Source organism: Cyclobacteriaceae bacterium (assembly GCA_013141055.1).
GTDB lineage: Bacteria > Bacteroidota > Bacteroidia > Cytophagales > Cyclobacteriaceae > ELB16-189.
This window is the reverse complement of the sequence record JABFRS010000001.1, coordinates 1,856,626-1,873,997: the sequence shown is the minus strand read 5'-3', so window position 1 is coordinate 1,873,997 and position 17,372 is coordinate 1,856,626. Positions and strand designations below refer to the sequence as shown.

The following is a 17,372-nucleotide window of genomic DNA, read 5'->3' as shown; positions in this document are numbered from 1 at the left end:
TTGATTTCGGACACCCACTCAAGGTGTTTTGGGAAGTTTATTATTTAAACATCAGTAAACCCACGGTTATGAATTTTAGCAATACGATATCTACAGCACTGTTATGCCTTACGGCATACACTGCTTCATCACAGAATATTTTTAAGGCACGATTGATCGATGAAGAGACAAAAGAAACATTGATTGGTGCCACGGGAAGACTAAAGGACACAACAACAGGATCAAGTTCCGACGAAAAAGGTATTCTTGAGATCAGGAATATTCCGGATGGAAAACAAATTCTGGAGTTCTCCTTTGTCGGATACAAAACCAGGGAAAAAACCATTGTTTTCCCATTACGGTCAAACAACATAGTAGAGATTGACCTGATACCAGACCAGACAAACCTCAGTGAAGTCGTAGTTTCTGCCACCCGTAGCAGCAGATCCATTGACGATATCCCCACCCGTATTGAAACAATATCGGCAGGAGAACTCGATGAGAAAGCAAGTATGCAACCGGGAAATATAAAAATGCTTCTAACCGAGAGTACGGGCATTCAAACCCAACAGACCTCGGCTACTTCAGCCAGCACCAGTATCCGCATTCAGGGTCTCGATTGAAAATACACACAACTACTGAGAGACGGTTTTCCGATCTACTCAGGTTTCTCTTCAGGCCTAAGTATTTTGCAAATACCTCCGCTAGACTTAAAGCGTGTTGAAGTAATCAAGGGCTCCGCCTCTACGTTATACGGAGGTGGCGCCATTGCAGGTCTTATTAACCTTGTGACTAAAGTTCCAACCGAGAAAAGGGAAATTTCCTTTCTTGCAAATACGAATCAGACAAAGGCCCTTGATCTGAGCGGGTACTACGCCGAAAAATTTAATAAATTTGGAATCACACTTTTTACTGCCCGCAATACGCAAGAAGCTTTCGACAGAAACAGTGATGGCTTTTCAGATATTCCCAAATTTACCCGCTATACTTTTAATCCACGTTTGTTTTACTATGCTGACGAAACCACCCTTAGCTTCGGTGTAAACACGAGTTTTGAAGACCGGACGGGTGGCGACATGAAAGTCATTGAAGGAAACGGAGACGCTACCCATACATATTTCGAAACGAACAAGTCAAATCGCTATTCTACTCAGTTTAAACTGGAAAAGATTTTTGAGAATAAATCTATTCTGACTGCAAAAAATAGCGTGGGATACTTTTCCAGAGAGATTAGTTTGTCAGACTATAATTTCTCCGGGAACCAGATATCAAGTTACTCGGAGGTGAGCTATCTCATACCGAACGAAAAAAGCGAATGGGTGATGGGTAGCAATCTCTGGACCGACAGGTTTACTCAATCCCAGCCTTTAGCATTTCCGTTGGACTATCAGTTAACCACTGGTGGCATTTTCGCACAGAACAACTATAAACCCTTCAATAAAACAGTTCTGGAAACCGGACTTAGAGTAGATTATAATAGCCAGCACGATCTCTTCGTGCTACCACGGATTTCTTTCATGTATAAATTTACCAATAAGCTAACTTCCAGAGTGGGTGGTGGTATTGGTTACAAGGCTCCAACCGTATTTTCTGAAGAAGCAGAAACAAAAAGTTTCCGCAATATCCAGCCTCTTGATCTTAATACTGTAAAAGCGGAGCGTTCTGTTGGCGGAAATTTCGATGTTAACTACAAAACAGCCCTTTCGGATGAAATGGATATTTCAATCAACCAGTTATTCTTTTATACAGCGTTGACAGATCCGCTAATTTTGAACAGTGCCGCTGGATCGAATGGAAATTATTCATTCTATAATGCTAATGGGAAACTCACCTCAAAAGGTTTTGAGACAAATGTTAAATTAAGTGTCGAAGATTTAACCGTTTATGTCGGCTACACCTACATTGATGCTGATCGTAATTTCGACAACGTAAGTAGTTTTAATCCATTAACTGCGAAACACAGAATTAACACCAACATTATGTATGAAATCGAAGGTAAGCTTCGTCTGGCCTACGAAGCATTTTATGTGGGGCAGCAATATCTATCGAGTGGAGAACTCACCCGTGATTATTGGATCATGGGGCTTTCGATTGAACGGAAATTTGAACACTTCAGCCTCTTTGCAAACGGAGAAAATTTTCTTGATTCGAGGCAAACCAGATTTGACCCGATCTATACAGGAACGATTCAAAATCCTCAATTCAAAGAGATATATTCACCTATTGACGGGTTCATATTCAACGGAGGGTTTAAGCTTTCATTCTAATGTTCATTCAGCCATCTAAAATAAACAACTATGCAAACCTGGATTTTATATGCGATCATCGCAATGATTTTTGCCGGCCTAACATCAGTCCTTGCTAAGTACGGTCTTCAGAATATCAATTCTGACCTTGGCCTGGGTATTCGAACAACAACCATTTTTTTTCTCATCACGACATTTATTTTACTTACAGGAAAAACAAAGGATTTAGGACTGCTTACAACGAAACAGACCATCTTATTAATCTGCTCAGGTATTACGACGACGGTAAGCTGGATATTTTACTATAGAGCAATGAAAGACGGACTGGTTTCCTACGTTGCGGCGATTGACAAAGCCAGTATAGTGATCACGCTCCTATTGTCCTTCATTTTATTAAAAGAGCCTGCAACACCCAAAGTACTCATTGGTGCTGGCCTTATCCTTTCAGGGATGATTGTATTGGTATGGAAATAGATCACAAAGTGTTTTCCAAAAAGTAGTTAAACCAAAAACCAACGACGTTTGATGGTTACTGCTTACGCTGATCGCGGCAACTAAACTGTGCATTCTGTTGGCGATAGCCTCAATCCGGAAATTTATTTTCTACCCAAGGGAGCAACAGATAGTGTTTAACAGGTCATTTCAAGTCCTTCAATGATGTTTCGGAACGTACGTCAATTCTAGTACCAAGGCTTTTTGTGGATTGCCCCTGATAGTTTGGAAATTGACATACCATTGACAACATCCAGTGTTTTGAAAATAGCCACGCTGATCCCAAAGATGTTTCGCCCAGACTATGCCTGCCAGAAATATTTTCTACAATCAGAAAGAATCTCTCCTTTAGTATTGGTTGCTCTATCCCAATCTGGGTACCAACGTTAGTTCCCTGAGGTAATAACTCACTCCTGTCTTCCGGGCCGAGAAAAGAATCTGACCCCCAGTAAATGCCCGTAATTATTTTGGTCTTGATATTTGGCAAAACCGACACAAAATTTGAATAGATATAACTTCCAAAATCAGCGTTATCCGAAAGACCAGTCTGCGTACCAATAGCAATCTTGAATACATTATTCAGTGGAAACGCCTTTTGAAAATTTACAGTGTAATAAGGATAGAATGGTGGCGTCGAAGGACTGGCGTTCGTGATGAAAGAAGGACCGGAAGAGGTTTTGTTAAGATTAAGTCCGACAAGGTTTACACCGACTTCCATATTCTTTCGCAGGCCATAACTGAAGGTTGTATTGAACTGAATGAATCCCGAGGTAAAGTTCAGTTGTTGCTGATAGAAAAGCTTGTTACGAGAGGTAATGTCCGAGCTTGGAACGTTGAATAAATTTTGCTGTGCAAATGAAGTCGAAGCAATCACCGCTAAAAGCACTGTCAACAGGTATTGGCTTCTTAAATAATTCATTCTTTCGTATGGAAATTCAGTAAACCTCTTGAGGCAATATTTCAATAAGCTCAGATCCCATCGGTAGAAAATAAAGGCAGATCATCCGGCTGACGAAATGCCTTTATTGGCCTAAATAGTCTTCAAGACAATTAGATTATTTAATTTACCGAAATGGGCAACCTCTTCTAATTATAGAAACCAGGTCAATTGACAATTAGAAACGCAGCAGCACCTGCCGCGTAGCCAGTGAAAGCCAGAAAGCTGATCTTCTTTAGATACCAGATAAAGTCCATTTTCTCCATTCCCATAACCGCAACACCGGCCGCTGATCCGATTACGAGCAGACTTCCACCTGTACCAGCGCAATAAGCCAGGTATTCCCAGATCATATGGTCCATCGGATACACGTCAACAGAATACATTCCCATGCAGGCCGCTACCAGCGGCACATTATCAATAATAGATGAGAACATGCCAATCAGTGTGATGATAATTTTCTTATCACCTATCAGGTGCTCTAGGTACTCTGCAAAATGATGGAGCGTCTGCATGGATTCAAGTGCGCCAACAGCCAGAAGAATGCCAAAGAAAAAAAGCACACTGGAAGTATCAATCCTTGACAAGGCATGTCCGGCGGAATACTTCTTGCGTTCGCCTTCATCGAGATGAGGGTTGATAAATTCGGAAACGACCCATAAAACCCCGAGCCCCAGCAAGATTCCGATGTAAGGAGGAAGATGAGTGATGGTCTTGAACACAGGAACGAATATCAATGCCCCGATTCCCACCAGTAACATTATTTTTCCACCCTTTGAATCCTGGTCACCGTCTGCGGCTGTTTCTTCTATGCTGCTCTCAATGGTGCCTTTCAGTGTAAAGCTTAAATAAATCACGGGGATTAGAAGGCTAATGATGCTCGGGATCAACAATGTCTTGATAATTGGGACTGGTGATATCTGGCCTCCTATCCATAACATTGTGGTAGTAACATCACCGATCGGTGACCACGCCCCACCCGCATTTGCTGCGATGATGATCATGCCCGCGAAAAGCAACCTGCGTTCGCGGTCCTGGATAAGTTTGCGCACCAGAGAAACCATCACGATGGCGGTGGTGAGGTTATCAAGAATCGCGGAGAGAAAGAAGGCAACCCAGCAGATAATCCAAAGCATCTTCCGGACATCTTTGGTCTTGATCCTGTCGGTAATAAACCGGAAACCCTGATGCGCATCGATCAGCTCTACAATGGTCATTGCGCCGATCAGAAAGAAAAGGATTGAAGCAATCTGGCTTAAATTATGAGAAAGCTCATCGTTGATGAATAATTGATAAACTTGGGACGGATTGGCCAAAGCCTTTTGGGTATTGGCAAATTCCGTAAAATAAGCGCTAGTCAAAAAGGAACTGCTGGGTACATCTAACGCAAACAGCGTCCAGCAGAGCACGCCGGTAACGAGCGCAGTAGCTGTCTTATTGATCTTAATTGGATGCTCCAGCGCAATGGCCAGATAACCAACAACAAAAATGATGACGATATAGATTTCCAATGTTAGAAAATTTTGAGATTTGACAAATAACAAGAAGGCTCTTCAACTGAATTGAAGAGAAAATTAATTTCCTGACTTTGTTAATTAAGGTGCATTAGGGGCAATTATAGCCCTAAACAATATTCGTAGAAGTGAGTATTGTCTTGGTGGAGGGATGGATGAATACCTCCACTTAAATTCTTCTTTGCTGTCAACTATTTCCAGAGTGGCATCATACCTGTCATGAAATTCAAGGACGGAAGATTGAATAAGATCATCCGGGGTGCGAACTATTGTGGATCCATTTCCCTTTCTATTGCTAGGATCACTTAAAGGCTGTCTAATAAAGGTTGCCAGGTTTGCTTCTTCTTTGACGACGAGTTTTTCAGCGAATAAATCTCCATCACTGTTACTTGGAACTGTCAGGATTAAAGCGCTATCCTCATTTGAAATTCCACTGGCAGGAAATGACAGGAATCCAAAAAGAGTCAGACAAAAGAAAAGGAATATGTGCTTCATTGAGCCCTGAAGGTAGATATTTTTACTATTATCTGGTAAATTAAACTCTCAACTTCAGAGATCGTCGATATAACAAAAAAGCCTTATTCATAGCGTTGACAACCATCGTCCTCCTGGCCATCTATTTTTTGATATAGCGGTCAACGCCGCATAAAAGAACAAATACAAACCCAACTGATAACTATCGACAGCATCGCTGTTACTGGTCCAGTGGTGTTTATCTATGACTGACCGCCCCAGAATCACAAGTTTTTTGGCACGATTGGATTCTTCGATACATTATTTCTTACGTTGAAAAAAGGCGAGAATGAATTGTTGTTAGTAGTTTCTGAAAGTTTCGGCTGGGGAGCGAAAGCGAAATTTGGTGGTATTGACCAAATTTCGTTGAAACAGAATGTCAACTCTTTTTGTTAAATTTAACTAAACACGTCACTTAAGATAGAAAATGAGAAAGTTGATTTGAATGCCATTGGCTCTCATGGAAACCATTGTTAAACTTTCGGCGATACGAGTTGCGAACCAGATAGACCTCAAAGGAATCAAGTCCATGGTTCAAGCCAAACCTATTGGCGATAGTTCTTCAGAGCTTTTTTATCACTGTGGCGAAGGGAAATACCTATACTATTTCAATTATGGAGTAGTAGTCTTCTGCGATCATAATGACGAAGAGATACAATCAGCAATTAAGTCTGTCGCCCCTCATCTAAAAAATGCTGAAACGTGGCTACGCGATGATTACCTGCTACAGGTTATTCCCGGCTGTGAACTAAGATTTGAATTCGATCACGTCTCGGTGGACCATACTGATGATTCCGTCATTCGTGTTACAATGCTTAACCTGGGTCAATCCGTTGCGCTTGATCATTACAACGGACTTTCTGAAAATCTGCTGACGGAGATTAAAGGCTTTACAAATGACCTTCAATCGACCGGCAGGCTCAATATTAACCGAAAGAATATGATGAAGTTCATTGGCCGCGCGCTGAATACTCAAAATGATATCGCAGACAATATCTATATTTTCGATGCTCCTGAACAGGTATGGGAAAATGAATACCTCGACACTCTCCACCAGGGTCTGATGAAACATTTCGATTTGAAAGTAAGGTTTAGCGAAATAGAATACACACTCAGAATCATTCAGTCTAATCTTAGTGTATTCAGAGAAATTTCGAACCAGCGCGAAAGCAATCGTCTGGAGTGGATCATCGTTATCTTAATTCTGATCGAAGTCTTTGATCTTTTTATTTCGAAATTTCTGTAAATAAATGAGGTTCTTCTTTCTTGAACAGCTAATTGTCATTGGTTTTTCTGACCATGACGTCCTCCCATTTTTTGGACTGATCTAAAATGGAAAATTCAGGCTTTTGCCTTAGGCTTCTAACAACTTTAGTAGATGAATGCAATAGAACAATTCAATTTTAACTTCGTAAAAATGAAAGACTTGAAAAACCTTCTACACAATTCTGGTATCCGGTCAAATAGTAGCTGGCTCCAACAATAATGCCTTCTTAGCCTATGGCAAGAAAGTTCTTGCCGCAAGTAATGCAATCTACTTTGAATCTTTTGCGAAAAATGACCGCCCTGTAAGACTGATATCAAAAATCATAGTTAAAAATATCAACTCAGCTTCTTTATTCTATTTTTAGAACAATTAAAAATATAAAAAATGGCACAGTTAAATAAAAAAGTAGAGGCATACATAAGGAAAGCTGCGGCTTTCGCAAAACCAATTCTGACGCACTTACGACATTTGATACATGAAACGTGCCCTGACGTGGAAGAAGATATAAAATGGGGTACACCTCATTATTCCTACAAAGGTGATCATTTATGTATGCTAGGTGGATTCAAAAATCATTGTTCATTTAGCCTGTACAAAGCAGAAATGATGAAGGACCCGGCCATTCTCGATAGTGTAAAAGCGGGAAAAAAATTTGGGGACATGGACAAAATAAAAGACATATCCGATTTGCCAACAAAGAAAGTGTTAATAGCGTATATAAAGGAAGCAATGGTTTTAAATGAAAGCGGAGTGAAAAAGGTTAAGCAAAAATCTGAAACGCCTAAAGTAATCCAGGTACCAGATTATTTCGTTGACAAGTTGACGCTAAATAAAAAAGCCAAAGCAGTTTGGGATTCAAAATCTGATTCGTTTCGCAAAGATTATTTGGTATGGATCATAGATGCTAAAACGGAGGGCACGCGTCAAAAAAGAATTGAGGAATCGTTAGCGTGGCTGGCTTTAGGGAAAGGCAGATTTTGGAAGTATGATAAGTGATCACATTCTTTGAATTTTGACTGATCCACCCCTAATCAAATATGAAATGAAAAACATCTTTAGCTATGTGGCAATCCCATCGGACAATTTTGAAAGAGCATTTAAATTCTATTTTGAGATAACAGATGGACTTATTAAAAGAAATCTCAACATCCCGTTTCCGATGGCATATTTTGTCGATAAGGAAAACAATGATGTTGGTCATCTATTCCAATTGCCAAACTTCAAACCTTCTGCAAACGGAGCGATCGTTTATTTGAAATTGACAAAAGTCTTAAATGATACATTGGCTAAAATTGAAAACGCCGGTGGCAAAATAGTAATGGCGAAAACTCAAATATCACCGCCAAAAGGATATTGGGCATTATTCCATGATCCTGAAGGAAATAAACTTGCGCTGCATTCTAACGGATAATTTATATTGGGCTTTAATCCTGCCAAAGGAAATTCACTTATCAAATCGTGGTGCAAGCTTGCATTTGGAAAGAATCTCCAGCAACTGGATAATCGAATGCAGATAAAGTTTCTCGATTTTTCTAATGCTACAAGCGACTATTTTTTTTCATTTGACTTGGCGAAACATTATACCGTTTTTTGAAAGCTGTGCTGAAATGTTGAATGGAAGAATAACCAAGTTCAAATGCAATCTGTGCAACGGTTTTCGAGCCTTCCTGTAACGCCAATTTGGCGAGATCAAATCGCGCTTCCGCGAGGTGTCCAAAAATTGTGCTGCCAAATATTTCTTTGTAACCCTTCTTCAGCTTGAATGCATTGATACCTGCAATCTTTGAAAGTTCCGGAATAGTAGGTGGCATCTCGATATGTTGCAGCATGTAGTCACGCGCAAAAATGATCCTATCCTTGTCGTAGTCCGTCCTGACAAATGTTGGCCTGTCGGACAATGATCTTGTATGTGCTTCCGCTTGCAATACCATCAACTCCATTGCCTTCGACAAAAAGAAAATCCGCTTCAATGAATCGGAAAATTTGCAATTCATGACAGCATCAATTGCGTTTTGCGTGAAGAGATCAACCGACAAATTCGTGTTTGAAAAGGCAGTTGTTTTTCCGCTGGACACGCAATCAGCAAAATATTTTAACGCGTCGGTTCCCCCACTGGCAATTCTCAGAAAAGCATCTTTGTTGAATTGAATCATAAACGACTTCAGCCGGAGCTCATCGACTTTCATAAAGCCGGCAGCTTCCGTACCATAAAACATGTTCTGTTGATTATTACCCAGCTCGAATGGAACGGCATCGCCACCACCAATCGACACACTTCCTTTTAAACTGAAATACATCGTCACAATCTCTAGGTCACCTTGCCAGTTCAACGTAAGTGGTTTTTGAAAAGTGCAATCAGAATACGCCATCCTCACTCCATCAAACATCCACTGCCTCATTTTCATTGTTCCTTGTTGATGGTCCAGTTGCAACCATTCACCATTCAGCCGATTGACATTGAAGTCATTCTCCGACATCGTGTTTTTATGCAGGATGCTGTCGTCGTCAGCGCTTTTTATTTGAAAGGCCATATTCCCTGAAATATAAATGTTACTCCCTGTAGTAGAAATCCCCCAGCCTGATGCGTCCGTTCTTTATTACATCAAAATTAAGAAAAAGAGAGGCTTGATTTCAATCATCAATATCTGAACCCGTTCGAAAGAACATGAACTTTAAACGATTACGAAAAATGACAACAACGAAGGGAAATGGAATACTGATGCAAAAAATGATGCCGGTGAGTTCATTTTTACATCTTCATCTGTCAGTGAATGGACAGGTGGAGCTTTATCAATCTGATGAAGAACGCGTCGAATTTGAGGCAGACGAAAATCTAATCGACTATGTGACGGCAACCAATTCAGGGAGGACCCTCTACGTTACTGCCGAAGCAGGGTATCGCGGACTGGATTTTACCAGTCTGAAAGTCAAAGTCTATTTCCGGCAGCTTGCCAAAATGTATGTTCGGTGTGAACACGGAGACGTCATAAGTAAAACTCCTATTTCCCAGTCGTGCCCATTTGAAGTAAAAATTCAGAGCGGCGGGAACGTGATCTTACAGGTGGAAGTACCAGCATTGAAGATGCTCATTCAAAGTCATGGTGATGTAATCCTTCGGGGGAAATGTATTGAAGCGGATATCAAAACTCAGGCTGAAGGAAATCTTTTTGCAAGAGAACTGATCGCGGAAGATGTGAGGATCAGAAACATGAGCGAAGGAAATGTTGAAGTGATGTCAAACAGAACCATCTCTATTGCACACTTTGGCGAAGGTTATGTTCATTACTATGGAAATGGAAAGTTGATAGATGTCAATCAAAAAGGGGAAGGAGAGATCATACATAAACGATTGATATTATGAATACAACACTGAAACAACATGCAGTCCCTAGTCCCTGGGCAAACGCAACATTATTGATCACAACCGTGATATACTTATTAATTAATGGCGCTGGTCTTTGGGAAGCAGCGAATGTCGTACCGTTGTGGACGTCGGCACCGCCCGCATCGTTCCATATCTTTCAGGGCGAATACGGTCTGCGATACAAAGCCTTCTGGATTATTTCTCACAGCATTCACGAAGTATTTTTCATAGCGGCCATCATTCTCAACTGGCGGATAAAGTACAGGAAAAATCCACTGCTCATCATTTTTGTTATACACTTTTCCGTCAGAGTTTGGACGCTCGCCTATTTTGCGCCGATTCTAATAAGCTTCTGGGACTATCCTTACAGTGAGACGGTTGACGTCGCATTGAAAGCAAAGGCCGATGCGTGGGAATTCTGGAGTAATGTACGTGGTGCAATATTTATGTTGCTGTCTTTTGCCTTGATTCCATTGAACAAGCAGTTTTTTATTTTGAAATAGATCACCCTTAAAGAATACTAATATGAATTTTGCAACATCAACGAATGAGAAAGGGGAAAACCGTAAGGCGATTATAATCGGTTGTGGTATTGCAGGTCCTGCTATGGCGCTCGCCTTGCAGAGGAAAGGGATTTCATCTGTGATTTATGAATCACGTAAGTCTTTCAATGATGCTGAAGGATTATTTCTCGGCGTCTCTCCAAATGGCCTGAATGTGCTGAAAGAGTTTATTCTGATTGAAAATATTTTGACCGATTATTGTCCGGGAAGGATTGTCTTTTATAACTCGAAGAACAAGCGCATTGGCGAGTTAGACAACAGGTATCAAACGGAACGCTATGGTGCAGAGCTCGTCCAGGTACGACGCAGTCTCATTAACTCCTCTATCCGGAATGCGGCAATGGCGAAGGGAATAGAAATTCACACCGGCAAAAAACTGTCGTCGACAAATCAAACTAAGAACAACGTTACCGCATATTTCGAGGATGGCTCCAGTGCAACAGCTGACTTTCTAATTGGTTGTGATGGAATTCATTCGGCCGTCCGGAAATCGTTTCTCGGAAATACACCACGCATTACTTACACCGGTTTGTTGTCGACGGGTGGTTTTTCTACGATTGACAATACAAAAGGAATGGAGGATGGTATTCACATGATCTTCGGCGAGCGTGGATTTTTTGCCTACGCTGTTTCCAACCGTGGTGAGATCTGGTGGTTCAATAATATTGCAAGAAAGCAGGAACCGGAAAGAAACGAGTTGACGGGAATCGAAAAGGCGAATCTTCAAAAAACGCTTATTGATTTACATCGAAACGATCGGCCGATTATACGCAAGATCATCGAAGCCAGTAAGACCATAGAGATTTATCCAATTTATGACATTCCGTCTTTGAAAACTTGGTACAGCGGAAGGATTTGTCTGATAGGAGATGCCGCCCATGCAACTGCACCACATATTGGTCAAGGTGCGTCACTGGCACTCGAGGATACTTTGGTGCTGGCCAATTTTCTGCATAAATATTACGATGTTTCAAATGCATTTCATCAATTTCAGGAGCTGAGACAATCCAGAGTAGAGAAAATTGTTCAGCAAGCGAGAAAAGTGGGCGATACCAAGACGGCACCCAACAAATTCCAACAGTTCTTTCGCGACCTGCTATTGCCGATATTTCTGAAATCAGAAGCGAAGAAAATGGATTGGGTGTATTCGTATAAGGTATCGACGGACTGAAACGGTGAGCAACTTCGAAATATATCTTACCAAAAAAGCAATGCTTACAGAGGACGATCTGAAGCAGTTGCCCGATTGTTTTAAAACGAAGACCTACTTAAAAGGTGAATTCCTGGTGCGACCCGGCGATCGATGCAAGAATATCTTTTTCATTGAAAAGGGATTGGTGCGACAATTCACCATTGACAGTAACGATAAGGAACATATCATTCATTTTTCACCGGAGAATTTCCTTGTGAGTGATAGGAGTAGCGCGTATTTCAATCAGCCGACCGAATTTTTTATCGAAGCGCTCGAAGATACTGTGGTGTATATCATGGATGAGAATTTTATCAACAAAGCATCGGATGTTAGTAAGTTATTTCGTGAATTCAACCACCGCGCGTTGCATAACAATATCAGAGTAATGCAAAAAAGGATTAATCATTTGCTCACAGCTACAGCAGAAGAGCGGTATTTGGAATTTGTAAAGACTTATCCTTCGCTTTACCAGCGCGTGCCTCAGTGGATGATTGCTTCGTATCTGGGGGTCACACCAGAAGGGTTAAGCCGCGTTCGAAAAGAGCTGACAAGAAAGCATCCAAAATTGAGGTAAGGTCTTTCTTAACCTACATCAATGTGCACGCCATGATGCGGTCATAGTTTTGATCCATCATAAACAACTAAACAAAAAAGTTATGGCACGCACAAACACGTATTTAAATTTCCCCGACAAGACTGAGGAAGTTTTCAAGTTTTACAAATCTGTGTTCAAAACAGAATTTGGTGGTAACGGCATTCAGCGCTTTGGCGATCTGCCAGCGAATCCCGAAGCACCGCTCAGTGACGAGCAGAAGAAGCTGATCATGCACATTGAGATCCCAATTGTTGGCGGACATGTTTTGATGGGAACAGATGCACCGGAGTCGATGGGCTTTAACATTTCGAATGGAAACAATTTCCATATCAGCCTTGAGCCGGATACCAAGAAAGAAACCAAGCGGCTCTTTGATGAACTTAGCAAGGAGGGAAAAGTAACGACACCGATCGGCGATCAGTTCTGGGGATACTTCGGTTCGTGTGTAGACAAGTATGGTATTCAATGGATGTTCAACTGCCCACAATAAAACGCATAGTCTTATGAAAGCGACAAACAGAATATACTGGATTGCTACAGGACTCTTCGCAGCATTTATGCTTGCATCCGCGATCCCCGACATCATGATGATCCACGATGCCAAAGCCCAGTTCGATCACCTGGGTTATCCACTCTATTTTATTCCTTTTATCGGAGTGATGAAAGTTCTTGGAGTGGTCGCTATACTCGTTCCCGGTTATCCAAAGATCCGTGAGTGGGCTTATGCCGGATTATGCTTTGACCTGATCGGCGCTGTCTATTCAATGGTTTCTGTGGATGGATTACAAGATTCGACGTTTGTTATGATCGTTCCGATTGGACTTATGATCCTGTCATATATATATAATGATAAGAGAGCGACGGTTAGATTAGAACGATCCTACAGTTTCGAAAAAGCCAAAATCATATAAAGGACGATTTCACAAGGAAAAGGCTGACAGATATTGTGTCGGCTTTTTTTCTTGAAATTTGACAACCCACTTCTAATCTTTTCATGCTGCATTCGCAAAACATTTTTCCGTCTGAGCCAATCCATTTCATGAATGATGATGCATTACTGCTGAACCATTTTGTACAATTATTAAGAATAAATTAATACTAATGACAGATGATACTGCTTTGAAAATATCTTTTGCAACATACTTATATTAAGGCCAGATGAAACTTTCTACCTAAATTTATTGAGCCAAATGCTTTTTTAAACTCTTTGCTTCGGATGTTAAGTCGATAAATGCTGGAGGAATGAATAATTACCGCGATAAAGCTTCCCAGCACAATCGGCGTTGCACCAATAAATAAGCCATATACTATGTATGCGGTGTTTGCAGCAAGTGACAATAATCTCAGATAAAAAATATCCTTCATCGTCATGGATGTCAAATTCAGGATCAGTCCTAAAAAACCTAAAGTTTGTGTCTTTGAAAATAGGTAAGGGTAGCGTAAACTCTTAAGTATCAGATAATTCTTGTTGCCTTATAATCTAAAAACATTATATAGCATGGACTGACGTGGGAACCTGTGAGATGAAATTGATCCTGCTTGACGATGGAAAAGTTATGTCTTTTATAAAAGGTTATCGCTGTTGTATTGCCAACCCATACAATTAGCCACATTCCGGTCTGCCCATTTAATGTTGACAATTCAATATTATAGTTCAACAATTTTGTGCCTAGCCTCAGGCCATGAAATGGCTCCAATAAATAAATTTGATTCATTTTAGATACATGTTCTGACTGAATTGAAGGATGACCCATATCAAAAGCTATTTTTGAAAACCCAACTATTTTGCTTTCATGCTCGATGAGATGGTAAATATTTGAAGAATTGGTTAACTCTTTTCTGATAGATTCTAGGGTGTAGATCTTTCTCATATAGGTGAAGATCTCCTGCGCGGGAGCACTATCCTTGTGTGAAGCATAAAATGTCTCGGCCCCAAGCGTGCTGAGTATTTCAACATGTTCTGATGATGCTTTGAAGATCATTGAAATAATATCATTAGCGACATGAAAAAAAGTTACACAAAGGGCATGCGGCCAAATTGGTTAACTAAACACGCCAATTTATCCGGTAACAAAAAATACTTAATTTCGCTTGATCGATAGCAAAAATGAATCGATGGATATGAGCATAGAGCAGTTAAAAAATTTTCTCACTGTAGCGGACGTGTTAAACTTCCACAAAGCAAGCAGCAACATCTATATAGCCCAACCAGCATTAAGTCGCCAGATAAAAAACCTAGAAAATGAGATTGGTGCAGAATTATTTGACCGCACTAAAAAACAAATCAAGCTTACGGCAGCAGGTCAATTCTTTCAGGTCGAAATCAGAAGAATACTTAAACATTTAAGCGAAGCACAGAAGAAAGCAAGCCTGATCCACCAGGGCGAAGCAGGTGAAATAAATATGGGGCACGTCAGTTCCGCGATGCATTCTGTAATGCCGTCTTTCTTAAAGACGATTACTAAATCATATCCAGGATTAAAAATAGGACTACTGGAAAATTCTTGTCGTGTGATATTTAGCAAAATACTTGATCGCGAACTTCAATTTGGCATAATACCGAATGAAATGGGACCGGATGGATTTGACTCAGCACTACTTTACAAGGAAAATTTTGTTGTGGTAATGCCGAAGAATTTGAAGTTTGACTTCAAAAAGAGTTCTGACCTTAGGGAGTTAGCCGCGGTAGATTGGATTCTCCCTGCAAGAGAAGACGGGCACTCGTATAGTGACCTTTTATACAGTATCTTTCAAAAGCATGGCTTCACACCCACTGTTGTCTTTCAATCGCCAAATGCTTCAACAAATTTAAGAATGGTGAGCGAAGGGCTCGGAGTAACTATCATTGCAAAGTCGGCGATAAATTCAGTGAATTTGAACATTAAGTATTTTGAACTTACTGATATATCGGCAAAAGTTGAAATGCGCTTTGTCTGGTTAAAGGAAAGAGAGGAAGAATTGAAAGAATATATTGCCCTTTTCCTGAGAATATTCAAAGAAATAAAGATTGCATAAGACGCTGAGAATAAAATCATGGTGCTGACCCCATGTGACCTTAAGCTACCCGATCATGATGGACATTAACTTCATTTATGACAGCAAACCAATCTGCTTCATGATTGCCGCGTTGTCAATCTGATTCCATGTCTGGATAATCTGTCCTTCATCGTTGAAGAGATGTAAATCCCAAAAAGAAACCTTGATCTGCCGGTTTGTTGGCGGGACACCCATTACAATTTTAGAATGCGTTGCGGTTGCAACACTCCTGCCCATTACCCAATTGTCTTCTGCAACAACGTGTTCAACGGAGATTGTGATATCTTCCCACAATGCACGTATGCTTTCAAAAAAAAGTTGTATAACGTGCCGGCCTGGTTCTCCACCAGCCGATTTCACTTCATGATCGGGAGAATAGTATTATAAGCATTTATAAATATCATTTTGATTAAATGACTCTTTAGCTGCCAGATAATTTGCCTTGTTACGGGTAGTTTTACTGTTCTCGTTCATACGCCTTCATTGAGGTAGTGAAAAGTGAATTTACTTTTTTATTTGTTTTCTTTATCGTTCATGTCTTTGAATAAATAATCCGAATTGATCCACTTAACATCATACTCCGAGCTATAGAAAAAGTACTTGTTATCAGGACTTAAATAGGGGCAGTATTCATAGGTAGGCGTGTTGAAGCGTTTCCCAAGATTACCAGCGGAACTCCACTTGGATTTGTTGATGCGTTTTGAAAAATACAGATCGGCCTGACCATAGCTATCCGAACGACCTGGCGAAGAGAAGATCAGATATTTTTCATTCCCTACGATTAACGGGTCGTGATCCGAGCCTTTTGAATTTACCGAGGACCCTAAATTTATCGGACTTCCATATTTACCATCATAATATTCACTTACATATAGGTCTTCTTCACCGTATCCACCTTGCCTGGCCGATGAGAAATATAAATTTCCACCAGGAGCGAAGGAAATGTAAAATTCATTGCTATCTGAATTTATAGCCGACATATTTTCTGATTCACTCCATCGGCCTTCGTCGATCGGCTTCACCCTCCAGATGTCGTAATCGTCAATAGTATCTGTTTGATCACGAGGTCTCGATGAAATAAAATAAAGTGCTCCATCCTGTGCAAATACAGGATCTGCTTCGGAGTATCGGAGATCATTGAAAGCAGGATGTACTGGCTTGTTCCACGCGTTACCATCAAAAGTAGTTACAAATAATACCCACTTCCCCTGTTCAGAACGACCGAAGTAGAATGACTTGCCATCGGGGGAATAGGCTAAATTAAAATCCAGCACGTTTGAGGTAACGGTGCCTGGCAGAAATTGCATCGAAATAGAGTCAGGCCTGGGGAAAGGATACACAACGTTAGTTGTTTTGTAACCCCAGCATGAGGCAATAACTCCAAATAGAGTGAAATATATAACCACTTTAAGATAAAGTCCCGTCGATTTCTTTTTGAATTTGTCACCAAATATTTTCATAGGCATCGCAGCTGCAAGAACGGTTTTTCAACACTACAATCATCGCTTCAATCGAGACATTGTGGTTATCAGTCAATATTAATTATGCATTGTAATGACGTCGTGCATTTGAAGTTAATTGGTGAGTAGGCATTTATCAATGTAGTTTGTGATTGTGACTTCATTTGATTCTCAACATCTAAATGCTTCCGCTGTCCTTCCCACTTTGATGCAT

General features: G+C 40.6%; 18 protein-coding genes and 1 pseudogene. 12 read left to right on the top strand and 7 right to left on the bottom strand.

From position 1 onward, the window contains the following. Positions 1-68 precede the first annotated feature (68 nt). A pseudogene (locus HOP08_08360) lies at positions 69-2,246 on the top strand (TonB-dependent receptor). Positions 2,247-2,276: 30 nt separating this feature from the next. Continuing rightward, complete coding sequence (locus HOP08_08355; protein ID NOT74928.1) at positions 2,277-2,699, top strand: EamA family transporter; 423 nt, start codon at positions 2,277-2,279, stop codon at positions 2,697-2,699. Positions 2,700-2,862: 163 nt separating this feature from the next. On the opposite strand, the gene HOP08_08350 is transcribed toward HOP08_08355, so the two are convergent. The 3 genes from HOP08_08350 to HOP08_08340 form a co-directional block, all read right to left on the bottom strand. Continuing rightward, the gene (locus tag HOP08_08350; GenBank protein ID NOT74927.1) at positions 2,863-3,636 is read right to left on the bottom strand and encodes a hypothetical protein; all 774 of its coding nucleotides are present in this window, start codon (positions 3,634-3,636) and stop codon (positions 2,863-2,865) included. A gap of 185 nt (positions 3,637-3,821) precedes the next feature. Next, on the bottom strand, positions 3,822-5,165 hold the full coding sequence (gene nhaD, locus HOP08_08345; GenBank protein ID NOT74926.1) for a sodium:proton antiporter NhaD: 1,344 nt from the start codon (positions 5,163-5,165) through the stop codon (positions 3,822-3,824). Between the two features lie 84 nt (positions 5,166-5,249). Then, complete coding sequence (locus HOP08_08340; protein ID NOT74925.1) at positions 5,250-5,663, bottom strand: hypothetical protein; 414 nt, start codon at positions 5,661-5,663, stop codon at positions 5,250-5,252. Between the two features lie 478 nt (positions 5,664-6,141). Between HOP08_08340 and HOP08_08335 the strand changes: the two genes are divergently transcribed. The 3 genes from HOP08_08335 to HOP08_08325 all read left to right on the top strand — a co-directional run bounded on the left by HOP08_08335 (position 6,142) and on the right by HOP08_08325 (position 8,359). Beyond that, positions 6,142-6,927: an RMD1 family protein gene (locus HOP08_08335; protein NOT74924.1), complete on the top strand. Its 786-nt coding sequence runs from the start codon at positions 6,142-6,144 to the stop codon at positions 6,925-6,927. A gap of 405 nt (positions 6,928-7,332) precedes the next feature. Then, positions 7,333-7,944, top strand: coding sequence for a hypothetical protein (locus HOP08_08330; protein ID NOT74923.1), 612 nt, complete (start codon positions 7,333-7,335; stop codon positions 7,942-7,944). A 46-nt stretch (positions 7,945-7,990) separates the two neighbouring features. Then, complete coding sequence (locus HOP08_08325; GenBank protein ID NOT74922.1) at positions 7,991-8,359, top strand: VOC family protein; 369 nt, start codon at positions 7,991-7,993, stop codon at positions 8,357-8,359. A 127-nt stretch (positions 8,360-8,486) separates the two neighbouring features. Here HOP08_08325 and HOP08_08320 read toward each other — a convergent pair whose 3' ends face one another. Next, positions 8,487-9,479, bottom strand: a complete 993-nt coding sequence (locus HOP08_08320) for a helix-turn-helix transcriptional regulator (protein NOT74921.1) — start codon at positions 9,477-9,479, stop codon at positions 8,487-8,489. Positions 9,480-9,637: 158 nt separating this feature from the next. Between HOP08_08320 and HOP08_08315 the strand changes: the two genes are divergently transcribed. From HOP08_08315 to HOP08_08290, 6 genes are all read left to right on the top strand, one after another. Further along, a complete protein-coding gene (locus HOP08_08315; protein NOT74920.1) occupies positions 9,638-10,309 on the top strand; it encodes a DUF2807 domain-containing protein in 672 nt (223 codons plus the stop codon). Then, on the top strand, positions 10,306-10,815 hold the full coding sequence (locus HOP08_08310) for a transposase (protein NOT74919.1): 510 nt from the start codon (positions 10,306-10,308) through the stop codon (positions 10,813-10,815). The genes HOP08_08315 and HOP08_08310 overlap by 4 nt, the downstream gene beginning before the upstream one ends. Positions 10,816-10,837: 22 nt before the next feature. After that, complete coding sequence (locus HOP08_08305) at positions 10,838-12,046, top strand: FAD-dependent monooxygenase (GenBank protein ID NOT74918.1); 1,209 nt, start codon at positions 10,838-10,840, stop codon at positions 12,044-12,046. Between the two features lie 40 nt (positions 12,047-12,086). Beyond that, complete coding sequence (locus HOP08_08300; protein ID NOT74917.1) at positions 12,087-12,641, top strand: Crp/Fnr family transcriptional regulator; 555 nt, start codon at positions 12,087-12,089, stop codon at positions 12,639-12,641. Between the two features lie 82 nt (positions 12,642-12,723). Beyond that, positions 12,724-13,152, top strand: a complete 429-nt coding sequence (locus HOP08_08295) for a VOC family protein (GenBank protein ID NOT74916.1) — start codon at positions 12,724-12,726, stop codon at positions 13,150-13,152. Between the two features lie 13 nt (positions 13,153-13,165). Then, positions 13,166-13,573, top strand: a complete 408-nt coding sequence (locus HOP08_08290; protein NOT74915.1) for a DoxX family protein — start codon at positions 13,166-13,168, stop codon at positions 13,571-13,573. 543 nt (positions 13,574-14,116) lie between these two features. Here the strand turns inward: HOP08_08290 and HOP08_08285 are convergent. Further along, positions 14,117-14,644, bottom strand: coding sequence for a GNAT family N-acetyltransferase (locus HOP08_08285; protein NOT74914.1), 528 nt, complete (start codon positions 14,642-14,644; stop codon positions 14,117-14,119). Between the two features lie 139 nt (positions 14,645-14,783). Between HOP08_08285 and HOP08_08280 the strand changes: the two genes are divergently transcribed. Beyond that, positions 14,784-15,677: a LysR family transcriptional regulator gene (locus tag HOP08_08280; protein ID NOT74913.1), complete on the top strand. Its 894-nt coding sequence runs from the start codon at positions 14,784-14,786 to the stop codon at positions 15,675-15,677. A 75-nt stretch (positions 15,678-15,752) separates the two neighbouring features. Here the strand turns inward: HOP08_08280 and HOP08_08275 are convergent, their stop codons facing one another. Continuing rightward, entirely contained in the window at positions 15,753-16,058 is a 306-nt protein-coding gene (locus tag HOP08_08275; GenBank protein ID NOT74912.1) for a SnoaL-like domain-containing protein, read from the bottom strand. Between the two features lie 152 nt (positions 16,059-16,210). Then, positions 16,211-17,158, bottom strand: coding sequence for a hypothetical protein (locus tag HOP08_08270; protein ID NOT74911.1), 948 nt, complete (start codon positions 17,156-17,158; stop codon positions 16,211-16,213). Positions 17,159-17,372: the final 214 nt, after the last annotated feature.

What these genes read in the sequence shown, in the direction of transcription:
- HOP08_08355 (NOT74928.1), top strand. Translation starts at nt 2,277, where the DNA reads ATGCAAACCTGGATTTTATATGCGATCATCGCAATGATTTTTGCCGGC.
- HOP08_08350 (NOT74927.1), bottom strand. Translation starts at nt 3,636, where the DNA reads ATGAATTATTTAAGAAGCCAATACCTGTTGACAGTGCTTTTAGCGGTG.
- HOP08_08340 (NOT74925.1), bottom strand. Translation starts at nt 5,663, where the DNA reads ATGAAGCACATATTCCTTTTCTTTTGTCTGACTCTTTTTGGATTCCTG.
- HOP08_08335 (NOT74924.1), top strand. Translation starts at nt 6,142, where the DNA reads ATGGAAACCATTGTTAAACTTTCGGCGATACGAGTTGCGAACCAGATA.
- HOP08_08330 (NOT74923.1), top strand. Translation starts at nt 7,333, where the DNA reads ATGGCACAGTTAAATAAAAAAGTAGAGGCATACATAAGGAAAGCTGCG.
- HOP08_08325 (NOT74922.1), top strand. Translation starts at nt 7,991, where the DNA reads ATGAAAAACATCTTTAGCTATGTGGCAATCCCATCGGACAATTTTGAA.
- HOP08_08320 (NOT74921.1), bottom strand. Translation starts at nt 9,479, where the DNA reads ATGGCCTTTCAAATAAAAAGCGCTGACGACGACAGCATCCTGCATAAA.
- HOP08_08315 (NOT74920.1), top strand. Translation starts at nt 9,638, where the DNA reads ATGACAACAACGAAGGGAAATGGAATACTGATGCAAAAAATGATGCCG.
- HOP08_08310 (NOT74919.1), top strand. Translation starts at nt 10,306, where the DNA reads ATGAATACAACACTGAAACAACATGCAGTCCCTAGTCCCTGGGCAAAC.
- HOP08_08305 (NOT74918.1), top strand. Translation starts at nt 10,838, where the DNA reads ATGAATTTTGCAACATCAACGAATGAGAAAGGGGAAAACCGTAAGGCG.
- HOP08_08300 (NOT74917.1), top strand. Translation starts at nt 12,087, where the DNA reads ATGCTTACAGAGGACGATCTGAAGCAGTTGCCCGATTGTTTTAAAACG.
- HOP08_08295 (NOT74916.1), top strand. Translation starts at nt 12,724, where the DNA reads ATGGCACGCACAAACACGTATTTAAATTTCCCCGACAAGACTGAGGAA.
- HOP08_08290 (NOT74915.1), top strand. Translation starts at nt 13,166, where the DNA reads ATGAAAGCGACAAACAGAATATACTGGATTGCTACAGGACTCTTCGCA.
- HOP08_08285 (NOT74914.1), bottom strand. Translation starts at nt 14,644, where the DNA reads ATGATCTTCAAAGCATCATCAGAACATGTTGAAATACTCAGCACGCTT.
- HOP08_08280 (NOT74913.1), top strand. Translation starts at nt 14,784, where the DNA reads ATGAGCATAGAGCAGTTAAAAAATTTTCTCACTGTAGCGGACGTGTTA.
- HOP08_08270 (NOT74911.1), bottom strand. Translation starts at nt 17,158, where the DNA reads ATGAAAATATTTGGTGACAAATTCAAAAAGAAATCGACGGGACTTTAT.